Source organism: Crossiella sp. CA-258035, assembly GCF_030064675.1.
GTDB lineage: Bacteria > Actinomycetota > Actinomycetes > Mycobacteriales > Pseudonocardiaceae > Crossiella.
Genome location: NZ_CP116413.1, coordinates 7,894,180 through 7,907,595 on the forward strand (window position 1 = coordinate 7,894,180; position 13,416 = coordinate 7,907,595).

General features: G+C 72.6%; 11 protein-coding genes. 5 read left to right on the forward strand and 6 right to left on the reverse strand.

The window, feature by feature from the left end; translation table 11 throughout:
- Positions 1-57: 57 nt before the first annotated feature.
- Positions 58-1,839 carry an aa3-type cytochrome oxidase subunit I gene (gene ctaD, locus N8J89_RS35580; RefSeq protein ID WP_283661323.1) on the reverse strand — a complete coding sequence of 594 codons (1,782 nt, stop codon included), beginning with the start codon at positions 1,837-1,839 and terminating at the stop codon, positions 58-60.
- A 153-nt stretch (positions 1,840-1,992) separates the two neighbouring features.
- On the opposite strand from ctaD, the gene N8J89_RS35585 reads away from it, so the two are divergent.
- Positions 1,993-2,391: a hypothetical protein gene (locus tag N8J89_RS35585; RefSeq protein ID WP_283661324.1), complete on the forward strand. Its 399-nt coding sequence runs from the start codon at positions 1,993-1,995 to the stop codon at positions 2,389-2,391.
- Positions 2,392-2,446: 55 nt separating this feature from the next.
- The gene (locus N8J89_RS35590; RefSeq protein ID WP_283661325.1) at positions 2,447-3,013 is read left to right on the forward strand and encodes a DUF305 domain-containing protein; all 567 of its coding nucleotides are present in this window, start codon (positions 2,447-2,449) and stop codon (positions 3,011-3,013) included.
- Here the strand turns inward: N8J89_RS35590 and lepB are convergent.
- From lepB to N8J89_RS35615, 5 genes are all read right to left on the reverse strand, one after another.
- A complete protein-coding gene (gene lepB / locus N8J89_RS35595) occupies positions 3,003-3,794 on the reverse strand; it encodes a signal peptidase I (RefSeq protein ID WP_283661326.1) in 792 nt (263 codons plus the stop codon). The genes N8J89_RS35590 and lepB overlap by 11 nt on opposite strands.
- A gap of 19 nt (positions 3,795-3,813) precedes the next feature.
- Positions 3,814-4,527 (reverse strand): hypothetical protein, encoded by a 714-nt coding sequence (locus tag N8J89_RS35600; protein WP_283661327.1) that lies wholly within the window; start codon positions 4,525-4,527, stop codon positions 3,814-3,816.
- A 123-nt stretch (positions 4,528-4,650) separates the two neighbouring features.
- Positions 4,651-5,343, reverse strand: a complete 693-nt coding sequence (locus N8J89_RS35605) for an LPXTG cell wall anchor domain-containing protein (protein WP_283661328.1) — start codon at positions 5,341-5,343, stop codon at positions 4,651-4,653.
- Between the two features lie 119 nt (positions 5,344-5,462).
- Positions 5,463-6,494: a hypothetical protein gene (locus N8J89_RS35610; protein WP_283661329.1), complete on the reverse strand. Its 1,032-nt coding sequence runs from the start codon at positions 6,492-6,494 to the stop codon at positions 5,463-5,465.
- A complete protein-coding gene (locus tag N8J89_RS35615; RefSeq protein ID WP_283661330.1) occupies positions 6,491-7,063 on the reverse strand; it encodes an RNA polymerase sigma factor in 573 nt (190 codons plus the stop codon). Before N8J89_RS35615 ends, N8J89_RS35610 begins: the two co-directional genes overlap by 4 nt.
- Positions 7,064-7,164: 101 nt before the next feature.
- On the opposite strand from N8J89_RS35615, the gene N8J89_RS35620 reads away from it, so the two are divergent.
- The 3 genes from N8J89_RS35620 (at position 7,165) to N8J89_RS35630 (ending at position 13,184) form a co-directional block, all read left to right on the forward strand.
- Positions 7,165-7,884 (forward strand): L,D-transpeptidase family protein, encoded by a 720-nt coding sequence (locus N8J89_RS35620; RefSeq protein ID WP_283661331.1) that lies wholly within the window; start codon positions 7,165-7,167, stop codon positions 7,882-7,884.
- A 114-nt stretch (positions 7,885-7,998) separates the two neighbouring features.
- Entirely contained in the window at positions 7,999-11,898 is a 3,900-nt protein-coding gene (locus N8J89_RS35625; RefSeq protein ID WP_283661332.1) for a Pls/PosA family non-ribosomal peptide synthetase, read from the forward strand.
- Positions 11,895-13,184: a M1 family metallopeptidase gene (locus N8J89_RS35630; RefSeq protein ID WP_283661333.1), complete on the forward strand. Its 1,290-nt coding sequence runs from the start codon at positions 11,895-11,897 to the stop codon at positions 13,182-13,184. Before N8J89_RS35625 ends, N8J89_RS35630 begins: the two co-directional genes overlap by 4 nt.
- Positions 13,185-13,416 lie beyond the last annotated feature (232 nt).

The following is a 13,416-nucleotide window of genomic DNA, read 5'->3' on the forward strand; positions in this document are numbered from 1 at the left end:
GGGCTCGTCGTCGAGCCGGTGCGCCGCATCCGGGGGTTACCCCGTTCGGCGCTCAGCTCACTTGGACTTGGGATCCTCGTCGTGCTGCTCCGGCGACTGCGTGGAGTTGGCGGCCACCTCCGACGGCGCGGCCGGCGCGTCCAGCACGGCGGTCTTGTGCTTGCCGCCCACGTGCGCCTCGGCCCGGATCCGCTCCACCATGTGCGGGTAGTGCAGCTCGAAGGCCGGCCGCTCGGAACGGATCCGCGGCAGCTCGGTGAAGTTGTGCCGCGGCGGCGGGCAGGAGGTCGCCCACTCCAGCGAGTTGCCGTAGCCCCACGGGTCGTCGACCTTGACGACCTCGCCGTAGCGGTAGCTCTTGAACACGTTCCAGATGAACGGCAGCGTGGACGCGCCGAGCAGGTACGCGCCGATCGTGGAGATCGAGTTGAGCGTGGTGAAGCCGTCGCTGGGCAGGTAGTCGGCGTAGCGGCGCGGCATGCCCTCGTTGCCCAGCCAGTGCTGGACCAGGAAGGTGAGGTGGAAACCGATGAAGGTCGTCCAGAAGTGCAGCTTGCCGAGCTTCTCGTCCAGCAGGCGCCCGGTCATCTTCGGGAACCAGAAGTAGATCCCGGCGAAGGTGGCGAAGGCGATGGTGCCGTAGAGCACGTAGTGGAAGTGCGCCACCACGAAGTAGGTGTCCGACACGTGGAAGTCGATCGCCGGGGCGGCGAGCAGCACACCGGTGAGGCCACCGAAGAGGAAGGTGATGATGAACCCGACCGAGAACAGCATCGGCGTCTCGAAGGTCAGCTGACCCCGCCACATGGTGCCGATCCAGTTGAAGAACTTGATGCCGGTCGGGACCGCGATCAGGAACGTGGTGAAGGCGAAGAACGGCAGCAGCACCGCACCGGTGGCGTACATGTGGTGCGCCCACACCGTCACCGACAGCGCGGCGATGGTGATGGTCGCCCAGATCAGCGCCTTGTAGCCGAAGATCGGCTTGCGGCTGAACACCGGGAAGATCTCCGAGACGATGCCGAAGAACGGCAGCGCGACGATGTAGACCTCCGGGTGCCCGAAGAACCAGAACAGGTGCTGCCAGAGGATCACGCCGCCGTTGGCCGGGTCGAACACGTGCGCGCCGAGGTGCCGGTCGGCCATCAGGCCGAGCAGCGCGGCGGTCAGGATCGGGAAGGCCATCAGCACCAGCAGGCTGGTGATCAGGATGTTCCAGGTGAACACCGGCATCCGCCACATGGTCATCCCGGGCGCGCGCAGGCACAGCACCGTGGTGATCATGTTCACGCCGCCGAGGATGGTGCCCAGACCGGAGACCACCAGGCCGGAGATCCACAGGTCGGCGCCGATGCCGGGCGAGTGGATGGCGTTGGACAGCGGGGTGTAGGCGAACCAGCCGAAGTCGGCCGCGCCGCCAGGGGTGATGAAGCCCGCCATCACGGTGAGGCCGCCGAAGAGGTACAGCCAGTACGAGAAGGCGTTCAGCCTCGGGAACGCCACATCCGGCGAGCCGATCTGCAGCGGCAGGATGTAGTTCGCGAAGCCGAAGACGATCGGCGTCGCGTACAGCAGCAGCATGATCGTGCCGTGCATGGTGAACATCTGGTTGTACTGCTCTTGGGAGAGCAGCTGCATGCCCGGCAGGGCGAGTTCGGTGCGGATCAGCAGAGCCATCACGCCGCCGACCATGAAGAAGGCGATCGAGGTGACGAGGTACAGAATGCCGATCTGCTTGTGGTCCGTGGTGCGGAGCATCCGCAGCAGGAACGAACCCTTGACCGTCTGACGCGTCGGGAACGGACGCGTGGCGATCGGCTGAGGGGCTACGGCCGTCACGGTGCCTCCTGCACTGGCCTGTTGACCTGGTAATCACCTGCACTTGCTGGTTGCGGGCATGCGTAGGCAGACCGCGCATGGGAATCGTAGACCGCGAGCCGCGAGCGGGCGCGCTTGGGCTGGCAGGTCGGGGTGTGACGTTAGGCTGGGCAGGTGACCACAGCGCTCCGACCACGCCCGATGCGGGTGCTGGGGCTCGCGCTGCTGGTGTTCACGATCAGTTTCAGCGTGCTGGCCATGCACCAGGTCACCCATCCGGGCGAGGGCAAGCAGGCCGCGGTGGCCGCCGCCGGACACCACGGCGAGCACCACGCCGGATCCCACGGCGACCCGGGCTCCGCGCCCGGCGGGCACGACTCCACGCTGCTGCACCTGTGCCTCGGCCTGATCGTCACCGCGATCGGCCTGCTCGCCCTGCACCTGCTGGGCTGGCTGCGCCGGGACCCGGCGGCCGCGCTGACCGGGCTGCGCGCCCACCTGGTGCGGACCATCCCGCGCGGGCCGCCGGTCAAGCTCTTCGACCTCGACACCCTCTGCGTGCTGCGCCGCTGACGAGACCGGGTTTCCCCGTCTCAGTCATATTCGTCAGCACTAGAGGAGCTTTGTCATGCGCAAGAACAAGCTGGTCCTGGCCGGTCTCGGCGTGCTCGCCGCGGTCGCGCTGACCGCCTGCGGGGGCGGCGAGCCCGCCGGGCACGGCCACACCTCGGCCACCGCCTCGGCCGCGCACAACGCGGCCGACGTCACCTTCGCCCAGGGCATGGTCCCGCACCACCAGCAGGCGCTGGAGATGAGCAAGCTGGCCCCCGGCCGCACCGAGAACGCCAGGGTGCTGGAGCTGGCCAAGCGGATCCAGGACGGGCAGCAGCCGGAGATCGACAAGATGACCGGCTGGCTGAAGTCGTGGAACGCCCCGGTCAAGAGCGAGCACGAGGGCCACGGCGCGCACGGGATGATGTCCGCCGAGCAGATGAACGAGCTGCTCGGGGCGCGCAAGGAGGACTTCGACCGGCGCTGGCTGACCATGATGGTCGAGCACCACCGGGGCGCGGTGGAGATGGCCAGGACCGAGCTGGCGCAGGGTCAGTCGGCCGAGGCCAAGCAGCTGGCGCAGGAGGTCGTCGCCGCGCAGGAGAAGGAGATCGCGGAGATGACCGGCCTGCTCAAGGGCTGAGCGAACGCTGCCGTCGTCGGCGCCGCCAGGCCAGCGCGCCGACGACGGTCAGCCACAGCAGCGCGGCCGACGCCAGGGCCACCCCGGAGACGATGGCCCAGAACGCGTACCGGTAGCCGTGGTCGGTCTCGGCCGCCCCGGCCAGCCCGGCGTCGGTGAACGCGCTGCTCGGCGAGACCTGCCGGACGCCGTCGCGGAAGACCGCGACCACCACCGCCTTGATCGCATCGCGCGGCACGGTGCCCTTGAACTCGGTGTCCAGGAAGGCCCGCGAGTCGCGGGAGTTGCCGCGGTAGTCGCCGAGCACCAGCATCCGGTCCTGCGGCACCCGCACGGAGAACCGCGGCGGCTGGTACGGGCCGCCGGTGGCCGGGTCGTCGGTGCGCAGGTAGGGCTCGGTGATGGCGCGGCCGTTGACCTCCAGCCTGCCCTGGGCGTCGCAGCAGGTCACCGTGTCACCGCCGATGCCGACCACCCGCTTGACCAGCTGCTCGCCGCGTTCGGCCCCCGGCCAGCCCGCGCGGCCCGCGTCGAAGAGCACCACGTCGCCGCGCTGCACGGACGCGCCGCCGCCGGTGACCGGCCTGGTGATCGACTTGGTGCCCTGGGCCAGGGTGTTCTCCATCGCGGAGGTCTCCACCCGGAACGGCTCGTAGCGGTTGGCCAGCACGCCGACGCCGACGAAGGCCACCACCAGTCCCAGCGCCACCGTCACCACCGGCACCAGCCAGGCGATCCGGCGGGTGCGGGCCGGCGCCGCCTCGTCCTCGGTGAGCGTCATCCTGGTCCCCTTCCCGGCCTCAGCCGCGGCGACGGAGCAGGCGCGGCACGACCAGCGCCGCCGCGCCGAGCAGGATCAGCCCGGCCGCCAGCGGGATCAGCCAGCCGCCGTCGAAGCCGGTGGTGGCCAGGCCGGGGCCGGTGCTGCTGGTGACCACGGGCGGCGGGGTCGTGCTGGTGACCGGGGGCTGGCTCGTGGTCGACGAGGTGGTGGCGCCGGTCGGACGCGTGGTCGGCGTGGTGGTGCTCGTGGTCGTCTTCGTGGTCGTCGTGGTGGTGGTCGTCTTCGTGGTCGTGGTGGTCTGCGTGGTTGTCGTCGTGGTCTTGCTCCCGCAGGCGAACCAGTTGGTGGTCAGCGCGGGCTTCTGCGGCTGCGACGGCGACTCCAGTGGCGCGTGCAACCGTTCCCACGGCAGTCCGGTGAACGCGGACGCCGGATAGATGTTGTATCCGGGCCTGCCCTGGACCACGACCCCCGTGAGGGTGACACCGGGGTCCTTCGCGGTGACGGTGAGGTACCGGGGGTCCTTCGTCACGGTGACCTCGACCACCTCGCCCGCCAGCCCGACCGCCGCGCAGCCTGCGGCCACCCCGGCGACCGGGGTGGCCCGCTCGTCGCCGGACCAGGGGATCTGCGGGTCGGCCCCCACGCTGCCGGCCGCCCCGAGCCAGGTGGTGAGGACCACCGCGGCCAGGGCGAGGGCACGGCGGAAGACGGGTGCGGGGGCGTGCATCAGCGGGGGCTCCTGCTCAAGATGGGGAGGCTTGCATCCAACAGTCACATCGCCGCTGGCACAGCCCCCGCTACTGGCTCGTTAGCCGTTCGTTGTGTGCACGCCGTCGCGTCCCGGCCCGATTCAGCGACCGGTCCGCGGCCGCCGCTTGGCCAGCGCCAGCGCCACGCCACCGGCCAGCAGCAGCACCGCGCCGAGCCCGAGCAGCCAGCCGTTGTCAAAGCCGGTGCTGGCCAGCTCGTCGTCGTGGGCCACCGGCACCGGGACCGGAGTGCTGGTGGGCGCGGTGGTGCGCGGCGTGGTGGCGAGGGTGGTGGTGGTCGTGCCGCGGCTGGTGGTGGAGGTGGTGGCACCGCCGGTGGTCGTGGTGGCGGTGCTGCTCTTGGTGGCCTTGGTGGTGCTCTTGGTGGTGGTCTGCCCGGTGCCGCAGGCGAACCAGTGGCTGATGTCGGGGACGTTGCCCTTCTGGCCGACCAGCGGGGAGTGCAGGCCGGGCCAGGGCAGCAGGCCGAGCGCGCCCGGCAGGTACACGTTGTGGTTGTCGCCGCCCTTGACCACGATGCCGGTCACCGTCACGCCGAGCGGGACCGCGGTGACGGTGAGGTGGCTGCCGCCGCTGATGTTCAGCGTCAGCTGGCCGCTGATCAGCTGACCGGGCAGGCCGGCCTGGGCGCAGGTGGTCGCGTTGCCGGGGTGCGCGGTGGCCCTCGGGTCGCCGGCGGAGGTGGCGGTCGGCTGGGCGGCGGCGGGGCCCGCCAGCCCGAGGCAGAGCAGCAGCGTCAGGGCGAGCAGACGCGAGGGGGAGGGAAGACGCATGGCCACTGCTCCAGGTACGGGTCGGATCGGGGGCCTGATCCTGCGCCCCGCACCAGGCGTTCTGACCCGGTTGACCACCAGCTCTTGGCCAGGTCGTGGCCGTTTCGTGGCAAATCCGGTCAGCGGACCTCTGCCAGCGAACGGACCGCGCCCGCGCCCAGGTACAGCGTGTAGTCGGCGATGGCGACCGGGAACTTCTGCCGCTCGGTGTCCTTGGGCGGCGGGTAGTCCTCGCTCTGGCTGAGCAGGGTGAGCGTGGCCGGGTCCAGGATGAGCTGCCGCCGCGAGCCGGGCGAGCTCTCGAAGGCCAGCGCGCGGCCGGGCCTGCCCAGCCGGTCGGTCGCCTCGGTCTCGGCGACCTCGGCGGCGCGCTGGGCCACGGTCCAGGCGGCGGCCCGCTGCTCCCGGCTGGCGCCGGTGGCCAGCAGCAGGTCAACGGCCAGGTGCAGCCGTTCCCAGCGGCTCGGCTCGAACTGGAGGCCCTTGCGGTGACCATGCCGGGACAGCTCGTCGAACTGCCCGCTCAGCTCGTCCGGGTTCGCGGCCAGCTCGGTGACCGGGCGGCCGCCGACGGTGTTGCCCGGCAGCAGGTTCAGCGTCTGGTGGCTCAGGCCGGTCTCGTCGGCGTCGGGGTGGCGGCCGAGGCCGGGCAGGGTGCGGTCCTCGGGGGTCAGGCGCAGGCCGAGGCCCTTGCCGGTGTTGTCGGCCAGCCAGCTCGCGCACAGTCCGCGCTGGTCGGCGGGGGCGCAGTCGAGGACCTGGTGCGGTTCGAGCTTGGCCCGGACCGTGCGCGGGTCGCTCAGCTCGGCCCACAGCTCGCCGGTGCCGCGGATCTCCGCGGTGATGTCCACGTACCGGTTGTCCAGCAGCCTGGTGCTGACGTACCGGGTGCCGGTGATGACCTTGCGGTAGCCGATGTGGCCGGGCGCGGGCGCGTGCTGCGCCGGAGTGTCCGGAATGGACGGTTCGAGCAGGCTGGGCACGGTGGCCGCGGCGCCCAGGCCGAGCACGGTGACCGCGGCCACCGCGAGCCAGGCGAACCTGGACCGCCTCGCGGGTCCACTGTGGACGGACTCTTCCTCGGCCACCCGCAGCAGGCCGTCCAGCATCCGCTGCTCCAGCGGGCTGAGCGGCTCCTGCTCCCGGCTCATGGCGCGCACACCAGCGCGGCCACCGGCTCCGGCAGGGCGGCGCGCAGCTTGCGGCGGGCCCGGCTCAGCCGCATCCGGGCCGCGGCCGGGGCGATGCCGAGCACCGCGCCCGCCTCGGCCGGGGTCAGCCCGTCCAGCGCGACCAGCAGGAACAGCTCGCGTTCGGCCGGAGCGAGGGTGTCGATCGCGGCGTGCAGCAGTTCGGCGCTGCGCGCGGCGTCGATCCGCCCGGCCAGCTCGGCGTGGTCCTCGGGGATCAGCTCGCGGCGGCCGTAGACCCGCCGCAGCGCGCGGGCCTCCCGGCTCCTGGACCGGCCGTGCGCGGCGAGCAGGGTGGCCGCGATGCCGAACAGCCAGGCCCTCGGCGTGCCCCTGGCCGGGTCGTAGCGGTGGGCGGTGCGGATGACCTCCAGGAACACCGCGGCCACCAGGTCCGCGGCGTCGTTCGGGTCGCCGAGCCTGCGCCCGGCGTAGCCGAGCAGGGCACGCACGTGCCGACGGTACAGCTCGGCCAGCGCGTCCCGGTCCGCGCCGATGCGCGGCACCAGGTCCTCGTCGTCGGCCGTCACGACCGGAATACGCCGAACCGGCCCGGGTGGTTGCGCTCTCCCGGGCATCGGCCAAGCACTGGGTGAGCGAACCTCTGGGGAAAGGCGTGGGGACTGTGGGCGTGCGTGGGCGGCACCTGATCGGGGCGTTGCTGGCGGCGGCGGTCGGCGGGACGGGCGTGGCGGCCTGCACCGTGCTGACCCCGCCGGGTGTGCGGGCGCAGGTGGTCACCGTGCGAGCGCAGGCCGCGCCGGTGCCGGTGGCCGAGGTCAAGCCGGAACCGCCCTCGGTGCGGCAGGCGCAGCAGGTGCTGCACGAGCACGGCTACCAGGTGCGCGCGGTGACCGGCGAGCTGGACAGCGAGACCAGGCACGCGCTGATCGCCTTCCAGAAGGTGCACGGCCTGGCGCGGACCGGGCAGGTGGACGAGGCCACCGCGGCCGCGCTGCGCAACCCGGTGCGGCCGGTGGCCCAGGCTCGCAGGGGGTTCCGGGTGGAGGTGGACCTGGCCAGGCAGGTCACCTACTTCCTGGACGAGGCGGGCCAGGTGGCGCGGATCTACGACTCCTCGACCGGCCGCGACCAGCCCGGCAAGCACACCCCAACGGGCGAGTTCACCGTCACCCGGCAGATCGACGGCTGGCGCTACGCCAGGCTCGGCCCGATGTGGCGGCCCTCCTACATCGGCCAGGGCGGCAGCGACCAGGGCATCGCCTTCCACGGCGGCGAACCGGTGGAGAACTGGCCGGCCAGCAACGGGTGCATCCGGCTGACCGACCCGAGCGTGAACGAGACGTTCGCGTTGCTGCGACCGGGAACCAAGGTGCTCGTGCATCCGTGAGTTCAGCCACGACAGGGTGGCCAACCGTGCGGTTGTTCACTTTTCCTGGGTATGGTGTCCGTTTGGCGTTGGCCTGTCCGGCGTTGAGACACCTACTCCCCGGAAGGGCCGGAGTTGACCGCAGTCGACGAGTCCTTGCTCACCACTCCCACGATTCCCTTGGCGCCAGCGGTTTTCCGCGCGGGCGCCACCCCGGCTGAGCGAACTCTGCTCGACATCCTGGCAGCCACCGCACGACGCTTCCCCACCGCCCCCGCGGTGGACGACGGCAGCACCGTGCTGACCTACCGCGCCCTGCTCGGCGAGGTCGAGTCGGTGCGCGAACGCCTTGCCGCGCACGGCATCGGCCGCGGCGACCGGGTCGGCATCCGGATTCCTTCGGGCACCAACGAGCTGTACGTCGGCATCCTGGGCGTGCTGGCCGCGGGCGCGGCCTACGTGCCGGTGGACGCGGAGGATCCGGACGAACGGGCCGAACTGGTCTTCGGCGAGGCCGCGGTGTGCGCGGTGCTGGGCGCGGACGGCGAGCTGACGGCGCACGCCACGCCGGGCGGTTCGGTGGGTTCGCCGACCCTGGACGACGACGCGTGGATCATCTTCACCTCCGGTTCCACCGGCAAGCCCAAGGGTGTCGCGGTCAGCCACCGCAGCGCGGCCGCGTTCGTGGACGCCGAGGCCGGGCTGTTCCTGGTGGACGAGCCGATCGGGCCCGGCGACCGGGTGCTGGCCGGGTTGTCGGTGGCCTTCGACGCCTCCTGCGAGGAGATGTGGCTGGCCTGGCGGCACGGGGCCTGCCTGGTCGCCGCGCCGCGCTCGCTGGTGCGCACCGGCATGGACCTGGGGCCGTGGCTGGTGCGGCAGGAGATCACTGTGGTCTCCACCGTGCCCACGCTGGCCGCGCTGTGGCCAGCCGAGTGCCTCGACGACGTGCGGCTGCTCATCTTCGGCGGCGAGGCCTGCCCGCCGGAGCTGGCCGAGCGGGTCGCGGTGGAGGGCCGGGAGGTCTGGAACACCTACGGGCCGACCGAGGCCACCGTGGTCGCCTGCGCCGCGCCGCTGACCGGCACCCCGCCGGTGCGGATCGGCCTGCCGCTGGACGGCTGGGAGCTGGCCGTGGTGGACGCCGCGGGCCAGGTGGTCGCGATGGGCGAGACCGGCGAGCTGGTGATCGGCGGCGTCGGGCTGGCCAGGTACCTGGACCCGGTCAAGGACGCGGAGAAGTACGCGCCGCTGCCCGCGCTGGGCTGGGACCGCGCCTACCGCAGCGGCGACCTGGTGCAGGCCGAGCCGGAGGGACTGCTGTTCCTCGGGCGGGCCGACGAGCAGGTGAAGCTGGGCGGGCGGCGGATCGAGCTGGGCGAGGTGGACGCGGCCCTGCAAGCCCTGCCGGGAGTCGCCGGTGCCGCCGCGGCGGTGCGCTCGACCAAGGGCGGCAACCAGATCCTGGTCGGCTACCTCGCGCTTTCGTCCACTGTGGACACTTTCGACAAGGCCGCCGCGCTGGACCGGTTGCGGGCCGCGCTGCCCTCGGCGCTGGTGCCGCTGCTGGCCGTGGTGGACACCCTGCCCACCCGCACCTCCGGCAAGGTCGACCGCAACGCGCTGCCCTGGCCGCTGAGCACCGAGGAGCTGCCCGGCGACGCGCCGCAGCTCTCCGGCACGCAGGCCTGGCTGGCCGAGCAGTGGACCGAGATCCTCGGCCTGCCGCCGGGGTCCGCGGACGCCGACTTCTTCGCCAGCGGCGGCGGCAGCCTGGCCGCCGCGCAGCTGATCTCGCTGGTCCGCCGGACCTACCCGGGCTCCTCGGTGAGCGACCTGTACGCGCACTCCACCCTGGCCGCGCTGGCCGCGCGGCTGGACGAGCTGGGCGCGGCCGAGGCCACCGTGCGCGAGGTCGCGCCCACCCCGCGCCGGGCCGCGCTGGTGCAGCTGCTGGCGCTGCTGCCGATGCTGACCCTGGTCGGGCTGCGCTGGATCGTCGCGCTGGCCGCGCTGAACAACGTGCTCAACCTCTTCGGCTCCTTCACCTGGGCCCCCACCATCTCCTGGTGGTGGGTCGGCGCGGGCGCGGCGCTGCTGTTCAGCCCGCCCGGCCGGATCGCCATCGCCGCCGGTGGCGCGCGGATCCTGTTGCGCGGCCTGCGTCCGGGCAGCTACCCGCGCGGCGGCAGCGTGCACCTGCGGCTGTGGGCGGCCGAGCGGCTGGCCGTGCTCAGCGGCGCGGCCAAGCTCTCCGGCGGCTGGATCTCCAGCTACGCCAAGGCCCTCGGCGCGCGGATCGGTCCGGACGTGGACCTGCACGCCGCTCCCCCGGTGACCGGGATGCTCAAGCTGGGCAAGGGTTGCGCGATCGAGCCCGAGGTCGACCTGGCCGGACACTGGCTGGACGGCGACGTGGTGCACGTGGGCCGGATCCGGATCGGCGCGGGCGCGGTGGTCGGCTCGCGCAGCACGGTCTTCCCCGGCGCGCGGATCGGCAAGCGGGCCGAGATCGCGGCCGGTTCGGTGGTGCGCGGTTCCGTTCCGGCGGGCCAGGTCTGGTCCGGCGTGCCCGCCGCGCGGATCAGCAAGACCAGCAGCAAGCGGCTGAACAAGACCGCGCCGCGCAGCCGGTTCTGGTCCTTCCTCTACGGCATCAGCTCGCTCGGCCTGGACCTGCTGCCGGTGCTGGCCGCGCTGCCCGCGATCGCGCTGCTGGGCTGGTTCGTCGCCGGCGACAGCACGCTGACCGGGGCGGTGGGCAGCGCGCTGCTGGCCGCGCCACTGGCCGCGATCGCCTACCTGGCCACGACCGCGCTGTTCGTGCTCGCCGGGGTGCGGCTGTTCAGCATCGGCCTGCGCGCCGGGTACCACCCGCTGCACGGGCGGATCGCCTGGCAGGCGTGGACCGTGGAGCGGCTGATGAACCACTCCAGGGCGGCGCTGTTCCCGTTGTACGCCAGTCTGTTCACCCCGGTCTGGCTGCGCCTGCTGGGCATGAAGGTGGGCCGCCGGGTGGAGGCATCCACCGTGCTCGCGCTGCCCTCGCTGACCACGGTGGCCGACGGCGCGTTCCTGGCCGACGACACCATGGTCGGCAGCTACGAGCTGGGCGGCGGCTGGCTGCGCATCGACGAGGTGCGCATCGGCAAGCGCGCCTTCCTGGGCAACTCCGGCATGACCGCGCCCGGCCGCTCGGTGCCCAACCGCGGCCTGGTCGGCGTGCTCTCCGCCGCGCCCAAGCGGGCCAAGGCGGGCAGCTCCTACCTGGGCATGCCGCCGATCAAGCTGCCGCGCAACACCGAGAAGAGCGACGAGGGCCGCACCTTCGCCCCGCCGCGCCGTCTGGTGCTGGCGCGGGGCCTGGTCGAGCTGTGCCGGGTGATTCCGGTGATGTGCACGGTCGCGCTGGCCGTGCTGACCCTGGCCGCCTTCGAGGTCATCGCCGCGCAGGCCGGGTTCGGGATCGCGCTGCTGGTCAGCGGCGGGGTGCTGTTCGGGGCCGGGGTGCTGGCCTGCCTGGTCTCCAGCGCCGCGAAGTGGTTGCTGGTCGGGCGGTTCCGCGCGGTGGAGCACCCGCTGTGGAGCTCCTTCGTCTGGCGCAACGAGCTGGCCGACACCTTCGTCGAGGTGCTCGCGGTGCCCTGGCTCGCGGGCGCGGTCGGCGGCACGCCGCTGATGAACCTGTGGCTGCGCTCGCTGGGCGCCAGCGTGGGCAGGGGCGTGTGGTGCGAGACCTACTGGCTGCCCGAGGCCGACCTGGTCCGGCTGGGCGCCGGCGCCAGCGTGAACCGGGGCTGTGTGGTGCAGACGCACCTGTTCCACGACCGGATCATGCGGATGGACGTGGTCACCCTGGACGCCGGGTCCACCATGGGCCCGCACGGCATCGTGCTGCCGGGGGCCACCGTCGGCGCCGGCGCCACGGTCGGACCGGGTTCGCTGGTGATGCGCGGGGAGACCGTGCCAGCCGACACCCGCTGGCTGGGCAACCCGATCGCCGCCTGGCAGCCGGAAGGATCCCGCCGAGGGTGAGCGCACGGTCCTACTTCCCCAGTCACGGCAACGAGGGTTACCGGGTCCGGCACTACGACCTGGACCTGGACTACCGGCCGGTCTCGCACCGGCTGACCGGCCGGGCCAACGTGGTCGCGGTGGCCGAGACCGTGCTGGTCTCGGTGGTGCTGGACTTCGGCCGGTTCCGGGTGGACCGGGTGCTCATCGACGGCAAGCGGCCGGCGAAGTGGGCGCACGCCAACGGAAAGCTCCGCCTCCGCCCGGCCAGGCCGCTGGCCCCCGGCGCGGAGTTCACCGTGGAGGTGCGCTACGCCGGGCCGCCGTACCCGGTGCGCAGCCCGTTCGGCGAGATCGGCTGGGACCAGCTCACCGACGGCGCGATCGTGGCCAGCCAGCCCACCGGCGCGCCCAGCTGGTTCCCCTGCGACGACCGGCCCGGCTCGAAGGCGACCTACCGGATCGCGGTGACCGCGCCCAGCGACTACACCGTCTTCGCCAACGGCAGGCTGCGCTCGGTGAAGGAGCAGGGCGGCAGCGCCACCTGGGTGCACCACCAGTCCGCGCCGATGCCGAGCTACCTCGCCACCGTCCAAATAGGACGGTATGAGACGCTGGAGCTGCCCGGCCCGGTGCACCAGCCGGCCGGGGTGCCCGCCTCGCTGGAAGCGTTGTTCCGGCACGACTTCGCCCGGCAGCCGGAGATGCTGCGGGTGTTCCAGGAGCTGTTCGGGCCGTACCCGTTCGACGAGTACGCGGTGGTGGTCGCCGACGACGTGCTGGACGTGCCGATCGAGGCCCAGGGCCTGTCCGTGTTCGGCCGCAACCACCTCGACGGCAGGCGCGGGCACGAACGGCTGGTCGCGCACGAGCTGGCGCACCAGTGGTTCGGCAACAGCCTCACCCTGGCCGACTGGCGGGACATCTGGCTGCACGAGGGCTTCGCCTGCTACGCGGAGTGGCTGTGGTTCGAGTTCGCCGACGGCGTGCCCGCATCCGTTCCCGCGCAACGCTTCCTGCGCAAGCTGGCCGCGCTGCCGCAGGACCTGGTGATCGGCGACCCCGGCCCGGCCCGGATGTTCGACGACCAGGTCTACGACCGCGGCGCGCTGACCCTGCACACCCTGCGGCGGCACATCGGCGATGCCGCGTTCTTCGCCCTGCTCAAGGAGTGGACCACCACCTACCGGCACGGCTCGGTGCGCACCGCGGACTTCCTCGCGCTGGCCCAACGGCATTGCGCGCACCCGCTGGACGGGCTGTTCCGGCGGTGGCTGTTCGAACCGGCGCTGCCCTCGGCGCTGTGAGCCGGGGCAGCGCCGGGCGCCTGCCCAACTCTGGAGAGTGACTACCTGCCGCGCCGCGCAGTGGCGTCCTGGGCCAGGCGCGTGCGGCGGGGCGCGCAGCCAGGTCGTGCTCACCCAGTGGGGTGATCGCCGGGCGCTCCCGGCGGGCCTGTTCGGTGCCCACGGACAGGACGATCCGCTGCCCCTGTTCGGGCACCCCGGAGCCGGTCTCGTCAGGCGGCGGCGTGTTCGT